This is a genomic window from Pyrodictium occultum, from assembly GCF_001462395.1.
GTDB lineage: Archaea > Thermoproteota > Thermoprotei_A > Sulfolobales > Pyrodictiaceae > Pyrodictium > Pyrodictium occultum.
This window is the reverse complement of the sequence record NZ_LNTB01000002.1, coordinates 17,985-37,275: the sequence shown is the minus strand read 5'-3', so window position 1 is coordinate 37,275 and position 19,291 is coordinate 17,985. Positions and strand designations below refer to the sequence as shown.

22 protein-coding genes are annotated in these 19,291 nt (G+C 68.2%); 11 read left to right on the top strand and 11 right to left on the bottom strand.

Features of this window, described 5'->3' with window-relative positions; all coding sequences use genetic code 11:
- Positions 1-43 precede the first annotated feature (43 nt).
- Positions 44-445: a hypothetical protein gene (locus CF15_RS08050; RefSeq protein WP_058371492.1), complete on the top strand. Its 402-nt coding sequence runs from the start codon at positions 44-46 to the stop codon at positions 443-445.
- On the opposite strand, the gene CF15_RS08045 is transcribed toward CF15_RS08050, so the two are convergent.
- The 3 genes from CF15_RS08045 to CF15_RS08035 all read right to left on the bottom strand — a co-directional run bounded on the left by CF15_RS08045 (position 442) and on the right by CF15_RS08035 (position 3,874).
- Entirely contained in the window at positions 442-1,656 is a 1,215-nt protein-coding gene (locus tag CF15_RS08045; protein ID WP_058371491.1) for a SufB/SufD family protein, read from the bottom strand. The two genes, CF15_RS08050 and CF15_RS08045, sit on opposite strands and share 4 nt — an antisense overlap.
- Positions 1,657-1,662: 6 nt before the next feature.
- Positions 1,663-2,388: an ATP-binding cassette domain-containing protein gene (locus tag CF15_RS08040; RefSeq protein WP_058371490.1), complete on the bottom strand. Its 726-nt coding sequence runs from the start codon at positions 2,386-2,388 to the stop codon at positions 1,663-1,665.
- 112 nt (positions 2,389-2,500) lie between these two features.
- Positions 2,501-3,874, bottom strand: coding sequence for a serine hydrolase domain-containing protein (locus tag CF15_RS08035; RefSeq protein ID WP_058371489.1), 1,374 nt, complete (start codon positions 3,872-3,874; stop codon positions 2,501-2,503).
- 395 nt (positions 3,875-4,269) lie between these two features.
- Here CF15_RS08035 and CF15_RS08030 point away from each other — a divergent pair, with 395 nt between their 5' ends.
- Positions 4,270-5,913 carry a hypothetical protein gene (locus CF15_RS08030; protein ID WP_168371371.1) on the top strand — a complete coding sequence of 548 codons (1,644 nt, stop codon included), beginning with the start codon at positions 4,270-4,272 and terminating at the stop codon, positions 5,911-5,913.
- Positions 5,914-5,926: 13 nt separating this feature from the next.
- Here the strand turns inward: CF15_RS08030 and CF15_RS08025 are convergent, their stop codons facing one another.
- The 4 genes from CF15_RS08025 to CF15_RS08010 all read right to left on the bottom strand — a co-directional run bounded on the left by CF15_RS08025 (position 5,927) and on the right by CF15_RS08010 (position 8,074).
- A complete protein-coding gene (locus tag CF15_RS08025) occupies positions 5,927-6,490 on the bottom strand; it encodes an SIR2 family protein (RefSeq protein ID WP_058371487.1) in 564 nt (187 codons plus the stop codon).
- Positions 6,491-6,767: 277 nt separating this feature from the next.
- The gene (locus CF15_RS08020; protein ID WP_058371486.1) at positions 6,768-7,046 is read right to left on the bottom strand and encodes a hypothetical protein; all 279 of its coding nucleotides are present in this window, start codon (positions 7,044-7,046) and stop codon (positions 6,768-6,770) included.
- A 63-nt stretch (positions 7,047-7,109) separates the two neighbouring features.
- Positions 7,110-7,550, bottom strand: a complete 441-nt coding sequence (locus tag CF15_RS08015) for a hydrogenase maturation nickel metallochaperone HypA/HybF (RefSeq protein ID WP_236698217.1) — start codon at positions 7,548-7,550, stop codon at positions 7,110-7,112.
- Positions 7,551-7,606: 56 nt separating this feature from the next.
- Complete coding sequence (locus CF15_RS08010) at positions 7,607-8,074, bottom strand: PadR family transcriptional regulator (protein ID WP_058371484.1); 468 nt, start codon at positions 8,072-8,074, stop codon at positions 7,607-7,609.
- A 141-nt stretch (positions 8,075-8,215) separates the two neighbouring features.
- On the opposite strand from CF15_RS08010, the gene CF15_RS08005 reads away from it, so the two are divergent.
- The 4 genes from CF15_RS08005 (at position 8,216) to CF15_RS07990 (ending at position 12,378) form a co-directional block, all read left to right on the top strand.
- On the top strand, positions 8,216-9,169 hold the full coding sequence (locus CF15_RS08005) for a hypothetical protein (RefSeq protein ID WP_058371483.1): 954 nt from the start codon (positions 8,216-8,218) through the stop codon (positions 9,167-9,169).
- Positions 9,162-9,950: a hypothetical protein gene (locus CF15_RS08000; RefSeq protein WP_058371482.1), complete on the top strand. Its 789-nt coding sequence runs from the start codon at positions 9,162-9,164 to the stop codon at positions 9,948-9,950. The genes CF15_RS08005 and CF15_RS08000 overlap by 8 nt, the downstream gene beginning before the upstream one ends.
- A 44-nt stretch (positions 9,951-9,994) precedes the next feature.
- Positions 9,995-10,294, top strand: a complete 300-nt coding sequence (locus CF15_RS07995) for a hypothetical protein (RefSeq protein ID WP_058371481.1) — start codon at positions 9,995-9,997, stop codon at positions 10,292-10,294.
- A 77-nt stretch (positions 10,295-10,371) separates the two neighbouring features.
- Positions 10,372-12,378 carry an MMPL family transporter gene (locus CF15_RS07990; protein WP_058371480.1) on the top strand — a complete coding sequence of 669 codons (2,007 nt, stop codon included), beginning with the start codon at positions 10,372-10,374 and terminating at the stop codon, positions 12,376-12,378.
- A 58-nt stretch (positions 12,379-12,436) separates the two neighbouring features.
- Here CF15_RS07990 and CF15_RS07985 read toward each other — a convergent pair whose 3' ends face one another.
- Complete coding sequence (locus tag CF15_RS07985) at positions 12,437-13,810, bottom strand: M20 family metallopeptidase (protein WP_236698209.1); 1,374 nt, start codon at positions 13,808-13,810, stop codon at positions 12,437-12,439.
- A gap of 40 nt (positions 13,811-13,850) precedes the next feature.
- On the opposite strand from CF15_RS07985, the gene CF15_RS07980 reads away from it, so the two are divergent.
- The 3 genes from CF15_RS07980 (at position 13,851) to CF15_RS07970 (ending at position 15,408) form a co-directional block, all read left to right on the top strand.
- Complete coding sequence (locus tag CF15_RS07980) at positions 13,851-14,036, top strand: hypothetical protein (protein WP_168371370.1); 186 nt, start codon at positions 13,851-13,853, stop codon at positions 14,034-14,036.
- An 87-nt stretch (positions 14,037-14,123) separates the two neighbouring features.
- The gene (locus tag CF15_RS07975) at positions 14,124-14,417 is read left to right on the top strand and encodes a DUF7990 family protein (RefSeq protein WP_058371478.1); all 294 of its coding nucleotides are present in this window, start codon (positions 14,124-14,126) and stop codon (positions 14,415-14,417) included.
- A gap of 4 nt (positions 14,418-14,421) precedes the next feature.
- On the top strand, positions 14,422-15,408 hold the full coding sequence (locus CF15_RS07970) for an ArsA family ATPase (protein WP_058371477.1): 987 nt from the start codon (positions 14,422-14,424) through the stop codon (positions 15,406-15,408).
- Between the two features lie 82 nt (positions 15,409-15,490).
- On the opposite strand, the gene CF15_RS07965 is transcribed toward CF15_RS07970, so the two are convergent.
- Positions 15,491-16,171, bottom strand: coding sequence for a Snf7 family protein (locus CF15_RS07965; RefSeq protein ID WP_058371476.1), 681 nt, complete (start codon positions 16,169-16,171; stop codon positions 15,491-15,493).
- A 125-nt stretch (positions 16,172-16,296) separates the two neighbouring features.
- Between CF15_RS07965 and CF15_RS07960 the strand changes: the two genes are divergently transcribed.
- Positions 16,297-16,959, top strand: coding sequence for a hypothetical protein (locus tag CF15_RS07960; RefSeq protein WP_058371475.1), 663 nt, complete (start codon positions 16,297-16,299; stop codon positions 16,957-16,959).
- Here CF15_RS07960 and CF15_RS07955 read toward each other — a convergent pair.
- Positions 16,937-17,590 carry a hypothetical protein gene (locus tag CF15_RS07955; RefSeq protein ID WP_201783118.1) on the bottom strand — a complete coding sequence of 218 codons (654 nt, stop codon included), beginning with the start codon at positions 17,588-17,590 and terminating at the stop codon, positions 16,937-16,939. The two genes, CF15_RS07960 and CF15_RS07955, sit on opposite strands and share 23 nt — an antisense overlap.
- Positions 17,545-17,778 carry a hypothetical protein gene (locus CF15_RS07950; protein ID WP_058371474.1) on the bottom strand — a complete coding sequence of 78 codons (234 nt, stop codon included), beginning with the start codon at positions 17,776-17,778 and terminating at the stop codon, positions 17,545-17,547. The genes CF15_RS07955 and CF15_RS07950 overlap by 46 nt, the downstream gene beginning before the upstream one ends.
- 80 nt (positions 17,779-17,858) lie before the next feature.
- Here CF15_RS07950 and glmU point away from each other — a divergent pair, with 80 nt between their 5' ends.
- Positions 17,859-19,184, top strand: coding sequence for a bifunctional sugar-1-phosphate nucleotidylyltransferase/acetyltransferase (glmU, locus tag CF15_RS07945; protein WP_058371473.1), 1,326 nt, complete (start codon positions 17,859-17,861; stop codon positions 19,182-19,184).
- The last annotated feature ends 107 nt before the right edge of the window (positions 19,185-19,291 follow it).

The window sequence follows — 19,291 nt, the reverse complement described above, 5'->3', positions numbered from 1 at the left end:
GGCCCCGGGGGCTCTAGGCTAGACTCTGGCGGGGACACGGAGCATGTCCCGGGAGGAGGGTGGAGGCAGGCGCCGTAGGCTCCCCATGTTCGCCACCGGGGAGATCGTGGGCGACTACGAGCCCCTCTACCTCTACTGGCAGGAGGCCGGGGACCGGGCGGAGAGGAGCGTGCTCAGCAACGAGGACTTCCGGGAGGTGCAGAGGCTGGTGGCGGAGGAGGGGGTCAACAGGCTCGACCAGCTCCTCGAGAGGCTTAAGCAGCGCTTCCTTCCCCGCGTCGACCCGGCCGCAGCGAGGAGGGCTCTCACCCGCTACTACGGCACGGAGATCCCCGAGGGAGAGGCCGCAGAGAGGATAGCGGGGATACTCGCCGGCTGGCTGGTCGAGGCCGCCACAGAGTGGGGTATGCTGAGGCTCCGCAGGGGCTGGGAGAGGAGGGGCTAGCCCGTCGCCTTCTCTGCGAGGGTGCGCTCTACGTAGCGTATCAGGCTCCGCAGCGGCGCCGGGAGCCCCGGCACCTCCACGTGGAGGAGGCCGCGGAGCAGCAGCCCCCTCGCCTCATCCTCTGTGAAGCCCCTCGACATCAGGTACTCAAGCTCCTCCTCCGCTATCCGGCCTATCGCGGCCTCGTGGGTCAGCTCGGCCCCCTCGACGCTGCTGTGGAGCTCCGGGATAGACTCTATCACCGCGTCGCCCGAGAGGGGGAGCCCCAGGCACTCTATATGGCCCCGTGTGTCGGGAGCGTGGGCCTCGATCCGGGACCTAGCATACACCCTCGCACTGCCCCTCGCCAGCACCCTCGAGACCAGCTCCGCCGAGGCGCCCTGCCCGCGGAGCCTCGCGAGGGCCCCTATATCGTAGACCGCATCGCCTTCAGCGACTATTATCGAGGCGCTGTAGAGCCTCGCCCCCCGCTGCAGCTCCACCACCGGGTAGCTCTGCACGCTCGCGACGGGGCCGTGAATCAGGTAGTAGTTCACGTAGCTACCATCCTCCTCGACCACGACGCCGGTGCGGGGCCTCACGTGGACCCCCGGGACCCAGGAGTGGATCATAGCGTACCTCAACGTGGCACCCTTCTTGACGTAGAACTCTGAGACCCCCACGTGGAGCGCGCCGGTGACCCCGTGGGAGACACCGCACCCGCTTACCAGGTTCGCCTCAGCCCCCTCGTCAACCACTACTATGTTGTGGACTAGCTGGGCCTCCAGCTCCTCGGTTATGAGCAGGCAGGTGTAGATAGGCTGCTCCACCCTGGCGCCGGGAGGCACGTAGATGAAGTAGCCCTTCCTCCCGCCGTAAAGCTCCACCGCGGCTGTGTACTTGTCCGCGTCCACCGGGACGGCGCGCCAGTAGTAGCCCCTGGCCCAGGGCAGCTTCTCCAGCGCCTCGTGGAGGGGCATAACCAGCACGCCCTGTTGTTCAAGCCTGCGCGCTACAATGCTGCGGAGTATCTCCTCGTTAACCTGGACGTAGCCGGCCCTCCCCAGCACGCTCCTGCCGAGCCCAAGCTTCTCCAGAGCGTCCTCTACGGTGCCGGCCGCCGCGCCTCTGCGGGAGGAGAGGTAGCGCTCGAGGTCCACGTCGGGCCCGTAGGGGGCTGGGCTCTGTAGGGCGCGGAGGGCCCTCTCCCGCAGCTCGGCTACCTCGGCCACCCCTGCTCACCCCGCAGTGGCTGCCAGGCCGTGGAAGCCCCCCTCCCTCAGGGCGTGGAGCAGCGGGCCCGGGGGCCCCGAGGCGGCGACCCGCCCTTCCAGCAGCACGTGTACCCTGTCTATGGCTCCGTGGCCTGCGAGCTTCTCGAGCATGTAGAGCGTGTGGCTCACGAGTATCACCGTCACTCCTCTCCTCCGGAGCTCTATGAGGAGCCTCTCGATCCGCTCAAGAGTGTCTATGTCTACACCGCTGTCGGGCTCGTCGAGAAGCGCCACCTGGGGCCTCTGGAGCACTGTGAGGTACAGTTCTACGCGCTTACGCTCGCCGCCGCTCATGCCGGTGAAGAGAGGCCTGTCCATAAACTCCTTGACATCGAGTATCTCGGCCGCCCACTCCACCTCCCGGGCGCTGCCATAGAGCCTCTCCATGGCGGAGACCAGCTCGCGGAGGGTCAGCCCTCTCAGCCCCGGCGGGATCTGGTGGGCCAACGCTAGGCCCATCCGCGCCCTGCGGTAGAGGGGCTCGCGGGTCACGTCCCTACCCTTGAAGATTATCCGGCCCTTCCTAACATGGCAGCGGGAGAGCCCCATCAGGGTGTTCAGTAGGGTCGACTTCCCGGCCCCGTTGGGGCCCACTATCACGTGCAGCTCGCCCGGTCCAGCCTCCAGGCTCACGCCTCGCAGCACGGTCCTGGCTCCCACGTCCACGTGGAGGTTCTCAGCACTCAGCATCGTGGCCCGCCGCCCAGGCCTCCCCGGCTCTCGCAACGCTTGCAACCATTGTTACTGGTGAAAAAATCGCATCTATAGCTATAAACTTTTCCCGGCCCCGGGGGGTGGCGGGCTACTCGCCGGCCTGAGCCTTCACCAGTCTGTACCGGTCGTAGAGCATCTCAACTACCCCCTCCTCCAGGTCGATACGGAAGCTTACTCTCATCCTCTTCCCTGCCCTCGCCGTGAGGAACACCGGCTCGGCCGGGTCGAGCCGCTCGGGGAAGAGCACCTCCCTCCTCCCCGGGGGCTCCAGACTCTCCAGGAGCAGTGCATCCCCAACCCTCTCCAGCCTAACCCTCACAGTGCCCCTGTAGCCCGTGTAGACGCCCTCCAGGGCCCCGAGCACCCGGTCGGCTGTGTTGAAGGGCAGGCTCCAGGGATCCGCCCCTGCAGCCGCCGCGGCCAGCGTCATAGCTATCTGGGGCGAGCCGGGGTCGGCGTTTGCCAGCACGGCCACCGTGAGCCCCTTCTCCCTTATATGGCCGGCGAACCCCGTGTAGAAGAGTATGTTCCCGCTGTGCCCCACCAGCCTGCCGCCGGGGAAGCCCGGGTACACCATGACGCCGAGCCCGTAGCTGTCGTCCCCGAAGAGCTGTGCCGGGAGCCTGGCTCGGGGCTTCTCCATCTCCTCGACGCTCCTCTTGGACAGTATCTCTACGCCGCCCAGGCTGCCGCCGCTGGAGAGCGCCGCCATCAGCTTGCCCAGGTCCACGACGCTGCTCCAGCCGCCTCCATCCGCGGCTAGCCCCGGGGGTATTGCGGCCGGGCGGGGCGGGGTCTTGGAGGAGTCGTAGGGGGTTGCCAGGAGGCTCGAGCCCCATGCCTCCCCGTAGTCGAAGGTGGTGCTCCGCATCCCCAGCGGCCCGGCTATGAAGCGCTTCACGTACTCGGGGAAGCTTAGCCCCGAGAGCCTCTCGACGAGAAGCCCCAGGGCGACGTACCCCTCGTTTAGGTAGAGGAACCTCTCACCCGGGGGAGCCAGCGCCCAGTGGCGGGCGCCCCGCTCCAGCCACTCCAGCACGTCCCGGGGGTCCGAGAAGGGTAGCCAGCCGCGGCCGAGCCCCGCGTAGCCGGTGAGGAGGGCCTCCGCGTACCCTAGAGCCGGTATCCCGCTGGTATGGCTTAGCAGGTGCCACACCCTAACCGGCTCCCCCTGGACGCGGAGCTCCACGGGGAGATGCTTGTCCACCGGGTCGTCGAGGCTGAGCACGCCCTTCTCGACGAGCTGCATTACAGCCACAGCCGTGATTGTCTTTGATATCGAGGCTATGCCGTAAACCGTCTCCGCCGTCGCGGGGAGCCCCTTCTCTAGGGAACGGTAGCCGTAGCCCCTCTGAAGGAGCAGCTCGCCGCCGCGCTTCAGCGAGACGCTAACCCCGGGGGTACGGGTGGCCCTCATCCTCCCGTGGATGTACTCCCAGGCGAGGCTCTCAAGACCCTCCACGGCGCCCCCAGCACCCAGGAAGGGTGCATGCGCCCGCGGCTACTCAACGCTTCCCCGGCGGGGCGGCTGGGCAGCCCCGGCCCCAAGGGTGACAGGCCCATGGAGCCCCCGGGGGGTCAGCCGCAGGGAAGACCCCGGGCCTCCCCCAGGACCCGCGGGGTTCCCCGATGCAGGCCTCATCACCCCCTGGGCCCAGGTAGAGGGGCTCGGCCCACCCCTAGGGGCGTCACCGCCGGGGCTCCTCGGGACCGCCTCTGGGTGCTCGCGGGGCTCACTCCTCACAGCCCCGAGGGCCTCTCTAGCGGGACCATCCCGAGCGTTAATAGGCGCGCCCCCTGGGCCCCCAGGTTTATGTGGATCAAGGTGCCTAACCAGGGGGTGGAGCGTGGACAGCCTTGGCTAGGCGCTCACGCCGTTCACGCCTGCCTACACTATTGCTGCTCGCGCTGCTGCTCCTGCCTCCCCCCGTGGCCCGCGCCTCTGGCGGCGGGCATGGCTCGGTCACGCTCCTCGTCGACGGCGAGGGGGTGGTGTGGGTTAACGCGTCCCTCTCCGCCCCGCTGGAGGGGCTCAAGGGGCTCGAGTGGATGAACTCAACCACTACGGTAGCCCCCCGGCAGGCCGCGGGGGGCAACGCCAGCTACACCGTGATCTCCCGGGTCTCGGCTGCTACGAGGGAGGCCGCGGTAGCAGGGCTCGCGGCCACCGGTATGAGGCTCCGCCTAGCCGGGCGCGGGGGTAGCGGGGTCTTCGCGTTCAACCTCTCCCTCCCGGGCATGAGCGCCGGCGCGTCGGGGGTGTACAACAAGACGGGCCACGTCTACAGGGTGGACGGCGTGTTCTCCGCCTCTATAGACGCGGGTAACGAGACGGCCGCGCGGTCTCTGGCGGAGAGGATCCGGCGGCTCCTCAACCCCGTAGTGGCCACCGCCGCCCTCCAGGGCTTCGGCGTTAGGGTGGATAGCCTCAACGCAAGCGTGGAGGCCTCCGGCAGCACCGTGGTGGTGGGAGGATCCTTCACGGCATTCTTCGACTACTGGAAGTACGTGGAGAAGGCTGTCTCCGGGCTCGCGGCCGCCGGCGCGTTGAGCCCGGAGGAGGCCGATAAGCTGCTAAGCCTGCTGCGCGAGGCCGGCAGGCTCTCCTCTATGATCGACACCAGCCGGAGCATGGAGCTGGTCCTCAACTATACAGGAAACGGGCTCCTGGAGATCGAGGCGAGGAGCAACTCCACGATGACGGGGCCGAGGGAGGCCCTGGAGAGGATGCTGGCCTACACGCTCCTGGGCAGCGCGGCATCGATCACGGCCGTCCCCGGCGCCGGGGGCGTGCTGCCCGTGGCGGGGCTCGCGGCGGAGGGGCTAGCGGCCAGGGCCAGGGGCAACGCTACTATATCCTCCTGGGCCGGCAACGGGACTGTGGCTTACCGCGTGCAGGGGCTGGGCATCTACAAGCCTGGCGCCAGCCCCGCCGAGTCGGCCGAGGCGGCGGTGCACGCGGTAGCGGAGTTGCTCGGGAGCCGGCTGGGCCTAGAGAGGCTGAACATAACCCTCGTCTCCCGGCTCCCCCTGGAGGCGCCCCAGGGAGTCAACACGTCCAGGGAGAGGATTGGAGGCTCAGAGGCCTACGTGGTCAGGCTCGCCTCCCCCGGGCAGCTGGCGGCGGTGAAGTTCGGCCAGGCGTCTAGCAGCACTGGCCCCGGGGCGGCCACGGCAAGCCCCACGGGGACCACCACGACGGGCACAGCCACAGCAACCACCGCAGGGATGGCCTCCACGTCCCCCACCGCGCCAGCGGCCGGGGGGAGCACCGGCAGCGCAGCCACAGCAGCCGGGGCGGGTACGGCGTCCGCGACCCCGCCCGCCGCTGCCAGCAGCGCCGGAGCCGGCAGCGCAGCGGCGCCGCCCCCTACGGGCAGCAGGAGCCCCGGGGGTATGAGCCCGGCGGCGCTCACCCTGGGCTTCGCAGCCGTGGCGGCGGTGGTTCTGGCGGCAGGCCTCCTGGTCTACCGGAGAGGGGCCGCGGCTCCCCGGGGCTAGGGGGCTAGCCCTGCTAGGAGCTCCTCCAGGGTCTCGCCCGTCTCCTCGAGCCCCAGGCCCCTGAGCTGGGCCGGTGCCGGCTCGAGGAGCTGACCCGGGTGAACCTCGAGGCTGCGAGCGCGAGCACCGAGCCGAGGACTGGAGGGGGCTCGCCGAGCCCGTGGACGGCCACAGCCTCGGCCGTGGTCAGCTCGTATATGGCCTCCTCCAGCTGCCTGCGGCGCGGCGTCTCGCTGTAGTCCGGCTCGCCTGGCCCGCCGCAGCGGGGGCAGCGCTCACCCTCGTCTATCCACCACCTCCTCCCGCACCGGGGGCAGCGGAGCCTAGAGACGGCGCCATACACCTCCACCACGCCCCGGCTCAGCAGCCTCGACAACGCGCCGTCGGCGCCGAGGTAGACTATGCTCCTCACAGCGCCGCTCTCTAGGCCGCGGCGCAGCCTCTCCAGCAGCCGTCCTCCCCCGCGGCGGAGCGCTGCACGATACAGCTCCAGCGGCTCCCCGGGATCCCCGCGGAGGCCGAGCAGCTCCACCGTGCTCTGGGCCCCTAGTAGTAGGACGTAGCCCTCTCCCGCCAAGCAGGTGCTCCCCGCTCCCAGCCGCTAGAGGCGTGCCGGCGGGCGGCGCGAGGGGCTCGTTGTTGCACAGGCTCAGCACCCCGTGGAAGAGCTAAGGCCCAGGCGTCCATTCACAGCCCCTGGCGCCGCCCCAGGGGCGGTGGCGGCCCGGGGCCGCCGCGTTAATGAGGCTTGAGGCGGCCACCCCCGCGGGGCTGTGAGGAGGGCGATTGGGGCCGACGGCCGGGGATGGGGAGCCCGTGCTCCGTGCTGAGCCCCGCAGCTTCGGCGCGGCCTCCTAGTGGCCTAGCCGGACCGCTGCCCGGACGGCGTCGATGAGCCTCCTTCTCCTCCGCCTTCTCCTGTCCCGCGTCCAGGGTGCGGCAGGGGCCTCAGCCCCGGGCCCATGGCTTATTATACTCTGCTCTATCTCCTCCAGCTCGACCCTGGTGGAGGCGTGGAGCTTCTCCGCAGCCGCCTCCACCATGCGCTCCCAGGGTGTGGGTTTACCTGCGCGGCTTCTCGGGCGGGAGGACGTCCTCATGACTGTGGCCCGCCTCTTCTCCAGGCCTTCCATGGTCCAGCCTGTGCTCTGGGCGTGGGTAAGCTGCTCTCCCCGTCGCGGTGGGCGCAACCCGTATTACAGCTGTACCCCGCGCTCCTCGTCCTCCCCGGTCTCTATGTCGACGCTGTGGAGCATTACACCGGTGCCCTGGACCACCTCCACGTCCCTGGCCCCGCAGCGGGGGCACTGGAGGAACCGGGGCAGGACGTCGGGGTCTATGTGGACCAGGGTGCTTATCTCTGGGTTGCCCGTGAGCCTCTCCGTCTCCTCCCTGCTCGGCTTCCACTCGTAGCCGCAGACCCTGCAGCGGAACCGGGGCTCAGCCATCTCCACCTCTATCTCCGCGTCCTCGGCGGGGGTGCCGCGGGAGGCTACGCGGAGCGCGAAGCGGAGGGCCTCGACGTCTATGAGGCTGAGCACGCCGACCCGGAGCCTTATCCTGGTCACCCGCTTCGCCCCGGGTGTGCTGCGGAACGCGTCCTCGACCGCCGCGAGTATGCCCAGGGCTATACTCATCTCGTGCAATGAGGCTGCGCCTCCATGCACGCCCTTCCCTGGGGGCGCCCCGGGGCCTAGGCTGTAGGCACAGCGGCCAGGATGCCGCGGAGGGCCTCTATGAGGCTCTCGGTGAGCTCCTCTATCCTCTCAAGCCTCTCGACGGTCTCCTCTAGGAGCGGCCGCAGCTCCCCGCCCGGCTCGACCCGGGCTAGGCCCCGGGCGGCGTCTATGTGGAGCCTTATCGCCGCCTCTATCACGTGGAGGCCCCGGTTGACCATGCGTAGGAGCTGCTCGAGGCCTCTCCTCGTTATCCTGTAGACCTTCCTCTGCCTGGCCCCATGGGGCTCCTCGCTCGCCTCTATGAAGCCCTCCTCCTCCAGGCTGCGGAGCACCGGGTACACGGTGCCGGGGCTGGCGGCTGCACCAACCTCCCCCAGGGCGCTCCTTATCCTCTTTATCAGCTCGTACCCCGTCTTCGGCCCCTCGGCGAGGAGGAGCAACACCATGTAGCGCGCCCTCATCTCCAGAGCCTGGCTGGCCATCCTACTTGCTGCACCCCTCCACTCTTGCAGGGGCTCCCCTGCTCTAATCTAGATAGGGCGGGGCCCCGGCTATGAGCGTCTATGGAAAGCGATTTATCCCCCGGAGATGTGTCGGGCCCCGATACCTCGTGGGTGTGTAGTGTGGGTCTGGCTGAGGCGATAACGAGGAGGCCCCTCGCGGTTGTAGCCATCTGGATAATCGTGGCCGTGGCGGCGGCGCCTCTGTTCGCCAGGCTGAGCAGCGTGGTTAAGGAGCAGCAGTACAGCCTCCCGCCGAGCAGCGAGACCAGGCAGGCTGAGCAGCTCATGAGCAGGGTTCTGAGCGGTCATGGAGGCATCGGGGTCATAGTTGTCACCGGGGTCAACCTCGACGATAACGGGACTGTGCTGAAGCTTGTGGAGTGGGGCAGAAGGTTCAACGAGAGCGTAAGCAGCTACATGAGGGGTGTCAGTAGCCTCCCCCTAATGCTTGCCGCTGTGAACGAGTCCCTGTACAAAGCGATGCTCCAGGCGGTCAACATGTCGGCCGGCAACGCGGCGAGGCTCTACGCGATGCTGGAGCAGCTGGACCAGGCGTACGCCTCGGCGCTGGAGAACGCTAGCAGGCAGGTGAGAATGCTTAACCAGAGCGTAAGGGGGCTAATGGAGGCCGATAAAGGTTATGTAGAGGCCTACAGGAGCCTGTTGAGCCTCGCAGCAGCCCTAAACCGGACCATGGAGGGGCTCGCCCGGGTAGACCTCGCCCTTGAGAACGCCACAGACTCCCTGCTAGAGGTAGCGGCCAGGCTCAACGGGACCGCTACGGGGCTGGCCGGGCTGGACCAGGCGTACAGCAGTCTCTACCATAACCTGTCCCGGAGCGCCTCGAGGCTCAGACTACTCCTCTCCAATAGGACGGCCGTTAACCAGACTATGCAGCTAATAGCCTACACGTGGTGGCAGCTGGGCAGGGCCTACTACTACCTGGAGCTCTACAACGGCAGCTACCAGGCCTACGCCAGGGTAGCCAACCTCACCCAGGTGAGCCCGAGGTTGGCCCCGCTCCCCAGGAAGGAGGCCATCCAGGCCTGGCGCGGGATAGCCAGATATGGTTAGAGGGGGAGCCGACCCCGACACGGCCGCGCTGAAGGCGGCAGTGGAGGCCCTCGCCAACCAGACACCGGGCACGCTCCGCAGCCTGCTCCCCGTCCTCGCGGGCCACTGGGCCGAGGAGCTCAGCAGAGAGAAGAGGGGGATGAACATTAGCGAGGCCCTGCTCCTCCTCCAGCCCCCGCCCATGCACGTGAAGAGCCAGCTCAGGCTGCTCCAGCTCGCCCAGGAGGCAGCCAGCCGGGCCGCCGAGAGCGTGGCGAGCCACGCCGACGAGATCGCCACGGGCATACTAGCCGGGAGCCTGGAGGAGGAAGGCCTGCCGAGAGACGCCGCCGAGAAGCTGGCAAGGCTAGCGGTCGAGGGCAGGCTCCGTCCCCTCGACGCTGCTGAGGCGGTGGCGGCCGGGGCCGCTGCCAGGATGAGGCTCCCCGGCAACGCCACCAGCACACTGGCAAGGCTCCTCGTGGAGGAGGACCCCGGTGCCAACGGCACCCTGGCAGCTAGCCCGGAGAGGAGCATGGAGGCCGCGGCCAGGCTTCTGGAGCAGCTGGGCGCCCCAGCCGGGGCCGTGGAGGCCGCGGAGAAGCTGCTCCGGGGGCATGGAGGCCGCAGGGAGGCAGCCAGGCTGGCGGCGGAGCTGCTCCAGCAGCGGCTCCCCGCTGAGGCCCGCGGCCTAGTGCCCCTGGTTCTCCAGGCTGACCCCGAGGCCCGGGGGCTGCTGGCCAAGAGCCCCAAGGAGCTGGCCAGGCTGGTTGCGGGGGCGAGGCGGGGCCTAGCCGGCTGAGAGAGCTGGCCCTGGAGCTTGTGGAGCGCCAGGCAGCGGGGCGAATGGGCGCCGAGAAGGCCCAGCTGGTTGTGGAGGCGCTCAGGCGCTACGACCCCGGGGCCCAGGGGCTGCTGGCGTCCAACGAGACCCTTGCAGCCGAGGCCGTGGCCTGGATGGTCGAGAAGCAGGGCAAGCGGCTGCCCTTCACCCCGGAGCAGCTGGTGGAGATGCTCCACAGCAGGGAGGCGTTGAAGAGGATAGTGGCCGGGGAGCTGCGCCGCCAGGTGCTAGCCCGCACCCCGGAGAACATGACGGGCACCGTGGAGGGGATGCTCGACACAGTGATCAGGGAGGGCCCCTGATCCCCGCGGAGAGGAAGTGGAGCCTGGTCGAGGAGCTGCTGGAGAAAGGGGTAAGGGAGAACATAGGCAGGATCAGCGTGGATGGGCTGAAGCCTCCGAGCTGGCTGCCGGGCGAGCTGGCCAGGCTAGCGGTTGAGGCGGCTAGGAACGAGACGAGCGTGGTGGGGGCGGCACGCCTGCTGGCGGAGAGGCTGCTGCTCGGCAGCGTGTACCCGAAGCTGCTGAGGAGTAGTGAGGGCCTCCTAGTATCCGGGGACCACCACGCCTTCACCGTGATGGGCGAGCCGCTGGGCTCTACGCAGGACGAGAGGGCGGGCAACACCGAGGCTGCCGGGAGGCTAGTCGAGGAGCTGCTGGACAGCATGCATATAGCCCATGGCAAGGTATATGTTAGTGGAAGCGACCTGCTCCTGAGCCAGGTGAAGAAGTATGCGAGGGAGGATGTCGAGAAGACTAGCAGGTTCAGCGGGATCGGCACCTTCATAGTGCTGCTGGTCATCCTGGAGAGCGTGTTCGCCGTCATACTGCCCTATGTAGGCATCTTCCTGGGCCTCCTGGTCGGCGGCGCCATCATCTACCTGGCGGCCAGCCACGGGATAGTGAGCCTCGACTCCCAGACCCACGCGCTGATGATAACCACGGCGCTGGGCCTGGGCGCGGACTACGCCGCCTACCTGGTGCACCGGTTCCGCGAGGAGTACGCTAAGCTCGAGGACGCCCGGGAGGCGGCTAGGAGGGCTCTCAGGCGTGCCGGCCCCGCCATAGTTGCCAGCGCGCTCACCGTGATCATAGGCTTTGGCAGCCTGCTGCTAGGCTGGGAGGTAGGCTTCCTACGCAGAATGGGCGAGAATATACCGGTAACCGTCGCCGCCGCCAGCCTGACCCTGGTGCCTGCCCTCCTAGCACTGCTCGGCGGCCGCCGCTGGTTCTGGTGGCCGAGGAGGCCGAGCAGGGAGAGGCGCGTGGGACGCGAGAGCAGGGTGATGAGGCTGCTGACCCGCTACGAGGCGCCCCTGTTCGCGGTCCTCGCCCTGCTGATAATCGTTTCCGGCCACTACTACGTAAGCTTCAAGGGCACCCATGACATGAAGCTGATGCTGCCGGAGAGCGCGCCAGCCCTCCAGGCGTTCAACGTGCTAAGCGAGGAGTTCGCCCCAGGCATAACGGACCCGGTCTACGTGGCCGCGGTGCTCCCCCACAGCGTGTGGGAGGACAACTCTACCGCTGCTATGCTGGATGGACTGGTGGACAAGATAGCGGAGGTGCCCGGCGTCTACAAGGTCCTAGCCCCCACCAGGCCCCACGGAGTGAAGGTCAGCATCGGGGAGGCAGCGCGCAGCGGCGGCAGGAGGCTCACAAGCAGCGGCGGCAGGGTGGCGGTTATCCAGGTCATACTCGGCGTGGACCCCTACAGCCGGGAGGGCCAGGAAGCGGTGGAGGAGATACACCGGGTGGCCCACAGCTACGCCAGCAGCCACGGCTTCACCGTCTACGTGGGCGGCGCGCCCTACGGCGTACTGGAGATGGATGAGCTTCTCCACAAGCTGTACTACCACCGCATCCTCCCCGCGGCGGCGCTGCTAATGATACTAGTCTTCACAGTGGTGTTCGGCAGCCTCGTGGCTGCAGTAGTAGCGCTCACGGTGATAATAGGCGCCGCGGTTATGGGGATAGCGGCGAGCATACTGCTTTTCCAGGACCTGCTCGGGAAGCCCGTGCTATGGTTCCTCAACATAGTGGCTATGATGGCTGTGCTCGGCGTAGGCATGGACTATAACAGCTTCTTCCTGGCGAGGGCGCTCGAGGAGTGCCACCTAACCGGCTGCGACCCCAAGAAGTCGGTGGCTAGGGCGGCGGGCGCGGTGAGCCTCTTCATAATAGGCCTCTCGCTGGTGGTAACAGTCGCCTACGCCTCGATGATGACCGCAAGCAACACTGGTATGAGGGAGATGGGCTTTACGCTGGCCTCGACGGTGCTCCTGGCGGGGCTGATGGCGTCCTACCTGCTGACGCCGCTGGCTATATCGCTGCTGGGCAGGGCCGCGTGGTGGCCGTGGGGGATGAAGAAGAGGATAGAGCACTAGGGCAGCGGGGCCCTGCCTCCGCTTTTTCTCCTTCCCTTTTCTCCTTCCCGGGGGCCTGCTAGCCCAGTATTCTGCGTATAAGGGCCCTGTACACCTTCACAGCGTTCTCGAGCTCCTCCAGGGGCACGTACTCGTCCGGCTTGTGCGCTGCCCCGGGGGCCCCGGGCCCGTAGGTCACGGCGGGGATTCCGCGCTGCTGGAAGTACCTGGTGTCGAGGCCGCCAGTGCAGATGGTGCGGAGGGGCTCCAGGCCCAGCGCCTCCCGGACAGCCTCCGCCACGGTCTCCACGAAGGGGTTGTCCGGGGGTATCCAGGTTGCCGGCGCCTTCCCCGTGGTCTCGACCTCTACCCGGTAGCCCTTCTCGAGAAGCGGCGCCGCGGACTCCATGATGAAGTCCCGTAGTTCCCTCTCCACCTCGTCGGGGTCCTCGCCGGGTATGAGGCGGCGGTCTATGCTGAACCGGTAGTAGCCGGGCACGACATTGGTCTTGGCTCCCCCCTCGATCTCCCCTCCGATCGTGATCGTCGGGTGCGCCGCCCTGGGATCGTCCATGGGCAGGTCTGTTCTCCTCTCCGCCAGCCTGGGCTTGTAGCCATGGATAAGCCTGTAGGCTATCTCCACCATTGCCTCGAAGGCGTTGAGGCCGAGCCAGGGGGTTGAGCCGTGGGCCTGCCTGCCGTAGACGTGGACGTTCATCCAGACCGCGCCCCGGCTGCCTATCCATATCCTCGACGTGGTGCTCGGCTCAGCCACCAGGGCGTAGTCCGGGAGCGTCAGGCCCTCGTCGAGCATGTATTTCACGCCGGTCTCTCCCCCGGTCTCCTCGTCGGGGGTGAAGCTCAGCTCTATGCTGCCCCGCCGGGGCCTCCAGCCCTCCTCGACGAGGCCCCGGATAGCTGCTATTACAGCCGCTATCCCGCCCTTCATGTCCGTGGCGCCGCGGCCGTAGACCCTCCCGTTCTCGACCACCGGGTTGAAGGGGTCCCTGGCCCACCCCTGCCCCGGCGGCACCACGTCGTAGTGGCCGTTGAGGTGCAGCACAGGCCTGCCCTCGCCCAGCCTGGCCAGCACTATGAAGCGGGGGTAGCCCCTGGCCCAGGGGTAATGCTTCTCCACCACCTCGTCCGGGACGCGGACCACCCGGGTCTCGAGCCCCAGGGCCTCCAGCTCCTCGCGGAGAAGCCCGGCCATCTCCGCGTAGTGCTCGCCGGGAGGATTCACCGTGGGCACGGCTATGAGGCGCTGGAGGAGGTACACCACGTAGCTGTTCTCAGGCACCCCGGGGGTCACCCTTGCAGGCGCCGCCGGGAAGTCCCTAGGGCCGCGGGCGCCGGCGGTAATATGTCCGAGGCTCTGCTGCGCGGCCCTGGCGCTGCTCACCAGCGCGCTGTGGGTATACGCCGTGCTGAGGAAGCGGGATGCCAGGACCAACTTGCTGATACAAGCGCCTGCCTGGTTCCTGTGGATAACTGTGACGGCCGCCCTTATATGGTGGACTGCGGCGGTGCTGCCGCATTACCCGTGGATACAGAAGGTTGGCGCCGGCAGCATGGTGCTGGTATCGCTGGCCGCCGACTTCCTGCTGATCTACCTCTACGTGGTGGGGCTGCAGAGGGCCAGGAAGGCGGCGGTCGAGGCCGCTGCGAGGAGAGCCTAGCCAGTACATCCCGGCGGCTGGGGGAGCCTACCCACTCCCCCTTTTTCCTCCCCTCTCGGCGTACCCCTGTCTCCTAGGGGATGCGGCTTGCTAAGATTCCTCCGCAGGCTCCTGGGCGAGGCTAAAGCATTCATAACCGGGATGCAGGAGGCCCTAATCGAGCAGAGCGTGGAGGTCCTTGAGCTCGAGCTGCTGGAGCTCGAGCACGCCTTCCTAAGCCTCGTTCTCGGCAGCCTCGTAGGCCTCCCTCTGGCCCCCATGGGGGTCGCCGCCGAGCTGGCTCCCCTGCTTGAGGGGGAGACGCGCATACTCTTCGAGAGGACCTGGCGCGGCGCCGACGCGATAGCCGACCTGTTCAGCAGGATGGGGGGTGAGTGGTAGAGCCTTGCCCTGGCTGGTGGAGGGCCTCGATACGGAGGGCTGGAGGCTCCCCCACGTGGTAATGGTTATGGGTAAGGGCGGGGTGGGGAAGACCACTGTAGGGCTACGGCTGGCCTACGAGCTGTCCAGGCAGGGCCGCCGGGTGCTTGTGGCGAGCCTGGACCCGGCCGGCCACTTGCTCGAGTACCTCAGGCTCCCCGGGCCGCTCCGGGAGGTGGAGAAGGCCCCTGGGCTTAGGGCGGTCCAGTACGAGGTCGAGGGGGTTGCGAGGAAGGTTGCGGAGGAGTACTCGATGCTCCTCCGCAGGCTCATGCCGGGGCTGCAGGCGCTGAGCATCGAGAGGGCTGTGGAGGTTATCCGGGAGGCGCCGGGTTTCGAGGAGGAGGTCTTCCTCCGGATACTGAGCCAGCTCTATCAGCGCCGGGACGTGGACATCGTCATAGTGGACACCCCGCCCACCGGCATAGCGCTGCGCGTGGTCTCGCTCCCGGGGCTCCACCTCTTCTGGGTTGAGAGGCTGAGGGAGCTGCGGGAGAAGATAGTCTCCATAAAATACGCTATAGCAAACGCCATGGGTAGGCCCGTGGAGGCCGACGACCCGGTGCTGAAGAAGCTGGAGGAGCTGAGGGGGCGCTACGAGGCGCTCCGGAGGGAGATGACCGACCCCGCCCGCACCAGCGTGGTAGCTGTGGCGACGCCGGAGCCCCTCCCAGTCTACGAGGTGGAGGTGATAGCCGGGAAGCTCGCCAGCCTGGGCATAGCGCTCAAGATGATCGTGGCCAATAGGGTGCTGGGGGAGCGGGCCCGGGGCCTAGGCTTCTCGGAGGTGGAGGAGAGGAGCCTCAGCCGCCTGGAGGAGGCAAGGTGCCGGGCGGACCCGCCGCCAAGCATGGCGCTGGTAGCCCACATGGGGAGAGCGCCCAGCAGCCTCGGGGACGTGGAGAAGCTCGGCGACTACATCCTCGAGGTAAGGCGGGGCTGCAGCGGGTAGGAGGCCGGCGCGGGTAGAATGGGCAGCAAAAATCCTTGCCCGGGCCCCCGCGGCGCCCCGGGCCCCCGGGGGCTGGAGTGGCTTACTTGGTGCCACCGTCCTGGTTCCGGTTCTGGCTGCCCTGCTGGGTGGGGCTGGGAAAGGCGCTGGGCAGCTCCGGGAACTCGGCCCGCATCCTCTGCTCGGCTACGGCCGCAGCCTCCTCCATTATCTTCTTGGCCTCCTCGCTGTACACCGTGGGCGCGCCCGTGAAGCTGGTGAACTCTCCTGCCTCTGTCACCACGCCCTCGAGCATCTCGCCTATCTCGGCCATCTCCAGGCCTATCTCCGGCACCAGGCCGGTGAGGTGGCGGCGCAGGTCCCTTATCACGCCCACCACTGGGGCCAGGCCCACCAGCACGTCGCCCATAGTCATGACAGTCTCTAGCCTCAGGGCCACCCTCTCTATGGCGTACTTGGCGACCAGCAGGCTCTTTATCATCTTCCTCAGCTCTGCTACCTCGCCGGCGTACATCGCTGCCCTAGTGGTGTCCTTCTCCATCTGTGCCTGGACCACCTTCTCGAACAGCGCCTGGTCCCGCTCCTTCATCTTAGCTATGATGTACTCCAGCTTGTTGTTCTGCACGCGCAGCTTGTACAGCGCTAGGGCGAGCTTGTGCCTCATGGGGGGCGGGGGGTTTATCGTGTTCTTAATCCTCTCTATGACGCCGGGGCCCTTGGGCTGCGGGTTCCAGGCCTTTGCGAAGTCCTCTACCCTAGCCATGGCTCTCAGCGCCGGTTGATAGCTTCTAGCCCCCAGTAACCGGGTAAGCCCGGCGCCCCGGTGGCACCGGGCCTCATGTCTTATAAGAGGGGGTCCGCGGGCGCCGGGGCCGCGGTGGCCCGCCAGTGGGCCCGGCCGGGTGGCTGGCAGTCTACACGCTGATAGCGCTCTCTTCGGCCTCTGTGGTCTGGTTCTTCCAGGTCCGCCGGAGCATGTTGATGCGTATGAGGGCTGTCGTAGGCATACTCGAGGACGTGTTCCGGCCGAGGGATAAGACCTACACCCTTCTAGGCTACCTGGTGGGGTTCCGCGCCGTCTACCGGCTCGACTGGCCCTGGGCCGGCAGGGCCTGGATCCTCTACACCATGCCGCCCAGCCACGTCTTCCTCTACCTGCCGGTGGTAGTCCTCCAGCGGCGGAGGGACCGGCTGGAGGTGACCCTCCGCCTGGCCTCGCCGCTCCCCGGGGAGGCCCACGTCTACGACCCGGGAGACCGGTGGGCCAGGAGGCTCGTGGCCCGCGACACCGCCGAGTCGCGGGGGAGGCTCCGCGAGCGGGAGCTGGAGCTGGCCGGCAAGAGGTACCGGGCCCTCTACAGCGGCGAGGAGGCGTTATCCAAGGCGGAGAGGCTGGCCCAGGAGCTCCTCGCCAGGGGCGTGGACGTGCGCCGGGTCACGCTCGACGATGGGCGCCGAGCCCTCCACGTATCCCTGGCCCCCAGCCTCGACACGCTGCGGGAGGCGCTGGAGACCGTGAAGAGGTCTGCTAGGCTTCTCGCCGGCTCCTAGCCCGCTCCACGAGCCCGGCAAGCTCCCTCAGCTTATCCTCCACGCCCTCCTCTCGGGCCCGCCTCACGAGGTAGCCCCAGTCGAGCCTATCCCTCCACACGGTGTAGATCCAGAGGGCCTTGTCCCGGTCCTCCGTAGAGCCCCAGTGCTTCCAGCCGGCCAGGTAGCGTACCAGTATCTCCTCCGGCGGCTCGATGTAGACGTGGTAGCCGTCCACCACCAGCTTCACCGGGGGCGCGGGCCGGCTATAGACCGTCGACACGATGTCTACCGACTTGACCGCGAGCGCCTCGTCGCGGGGCAGGTAGCCCCTGGCCAGGGGCTCCGCCACGCGGCGCAGGAGGGCCTCCAGGACCAGGAGGGCCGCCCTGCCCTCCACTATCACGTCCACATCCATGGTGCGGTAGACCCTGCCCGTGTAGACCTCGGCCGCGAAGCCCCCTGTCACTATTATCCTGCCGAGCCCCTCCTCCTCCAGCCTCGTGTTGAGCCAGGCCAGGAGGAGGAGGAAGCGCCTCGTCTCGTCCCGTTGGAGGCGAAGGCGGGGCAGCAGCTCCCCGGCCAGCTCCTCGAGGAGCCTCGCCGCTAGCTCCTCAGCCTCAGCACCCGCCTCTCCCCTGCCCTCCCCCACTCGACCACCTCCACTAGCAGCTGGGAGGACTCTACCGCCAGCATGGCCAGGCGCAGGCTGTCCTGGAGGCTCCTGCGGCCCCTGCGCGCCTCCCCCCGCTGCCGAAGCGCTGCGGAGAGGCGGGCGGCCTCGCGGCGCCGGCGCCGGGCAAGCTCCTCCACGTAGGCGTAGTCAAGCACCCTCTCCACGGCCCCCCGGCCCCCGGGCTCTGGGAGGGGCTGGCAGGCCCTAATACCGTGGCGCCCCGGGGGCGGGGCTGGGGGAGGCCTTGGCTCGGTATGCCGTCGTCCTGGCGGCGGGGAGGGGGGAGAGGCTCTGGCCGCTCACCTCCACCAGGCCCAAGCCGCTGCTCCCCCTGCCTGGCGGGGAGACGCTGCTCAGCCGCCTCCTACGCCAGCTCCAGGGCCTCGTAGACGGCGTAGTGGTTGTCGTGGCCGGTGGCTGGGCGGGTGAGGCGGTGAGGAGGCACCTGGAGGAGAAGGGGCTCGCCGCCAGCTACGCTGTGCAGCGGGAGCAGCGGGGCACCGGTGACGCCGCCAGGGTGGGGGTTGAGGCCCTCCCACGGGGCGTCGACGAGGTGCTGCTGGTCAACGGGGACCTCCTCGTCTCCCGCGGCCTGCTCGAGGCTGTGGCCGGGGCCGGCGCCCCCGCCCTCGCGGCCGTGCCGAGCGAGAGGTCCTGGGAGTACGGGGTGGTGGACATCGACGAGAGGGGCTGCCTGCGGGGGATCCGGGAGAAGCCCGCGGACGCCAGGCCGGGGAGCCTGGTCAGCACGGGGGTGATGCTCCTCCCCCGCGGGAGGCTCGAGGAGCTGCTCCGGGGGCTGAAGCCGAGCCCCCGGGGAGAGCTGGAGGTCACCGACGCGCTCACCGCCCTCGCGGCCGAGGAGTGCGTGAGGATCGTCACCGGGGACTGGCTGTGGATGGACGTGGGGAGGCCCTGGGAGGTCATAGAAGCCTACAAGGCGGTGTTCAGGGAGAGGATGGGCCCGAGGAGGGAGCCCCTGGTGGAGGGGGAGGCCGAGCCCGGCGCCGTGCTCCGCGGCCCCGTCTACGTGGCGCCCGGGGCCGTGGTCCGGAGCGGCACCGTGGTCGAGGGCCCCGCCTGGATCGAGGGCGAGGCGGGGCCCCTGGCGAGGCTCCGGCCCTGGAGCTTCCTCCTCCGGGGGAGCAGGGCAGGGGCCCACACGGAGGTGAAGGCGAGCATTCTGATGGAAGGCGCTAAGGCCCCCCACCTCAGCTACGTGGGCGACAGCGTGGTGGGGGAGCACGCCAACCTCGGCGCCGGCACGGTCACGGCCAACCTGCGCTTCGACCACTCCACTGTAAAGATGACGCTGAAGGGCCGCCGCGTCGACACCGGTAGGAGGAAGCTGGGCGCCTTCATAGGCGGCTACGCGCAGACCGGGGTCAACGTCTCCCTCCTCCCCGGGGTGAGGGTGGGAGCCTACAGCTGGATCTACCCCGGCGCCGTGGTCTCGAGGGACGTGCCCGACTGCAGCTTCCTGGCCCCACGCGGCCAGGAGTACGTGGTAGAGGACCTAGCGGGGAGGATAGAGTGCCCGAGGCACCTCGACAGGCGGGTAAAAAGCTAGGGGGTCTCCGAGGCTAGGGCTTAGGGAGCAGTATTGCTGCATGAAGCTCTACACTACGACAACCTCAGCTAGATGGAGGGTTCCCGCCCTTATTCCCTGCTCTCCCC

What these genes read in the sequence shown, in the direction of transcription:
- CF15_RS08010 (WP_058371484.1), bottom strand. Translation starts at nt 8,074, where the DNA reads ATGGCCAGCCAGGCTCTGGAGATGAGGGCGCGCTACATGGTGTTGCTC.
- CF15_RS07965 (WP_058371476.1), bottom strand. Translation starts at nt 16,171, where the DNA reads ATGGCTAGGGTAGAGGACTTCGCAAAGGCCTGGAACCCGCAGCCCAAG.
- CF15_RS08000 (WP_058371482.1), top strand. Translation starts at nt 9,162, where the DNA reads ATGGTTAGAGGGGGAGCCGACCCCGACACGGCCGCGCTGAAGGCGGCA.
- CF15_RS08050 (WP_058371492.1), top strand. Translation starts at nt 44, where the DNA reads ATGTCCCGGGAGGAGGGTGGAGGCAGGCGCCGTAGGCTCCCCATGTTC.
- CF15_RS08020 (WP_058371486.1), bottom strand. Translation starts at nt 7,046, where the DNA reads ATGGAAGGCCTGGAGAAGAGGCGGGCCACAGTCATGAGGACGTCCTCC.
- CF15_RS08040 (WP_058371490.1), bottom strand. Translation starts at nt 2,388, where the DNA reads ATGCTGAGTGCTGAGAACCTCCACGTGGACGTGGGAGCCAGGACCGTG.
- CF15_RS08015 (WP_236698217.1), bottom strand. Translation starts at nt 7,550, where the DNA reads ATGAGTATAGCCCTGGGCATACTCGCGGCGGTCGAGGACGCGTTCCGC.
- CF15_RS07995 (WP_058371481.1), top strand. Translation starts at nt 9,995, where the DNA reads ATGGGCGCCGAGAAGGCCCAGCTGGTTGTGGAGGCGCTCAGGCGCTAC.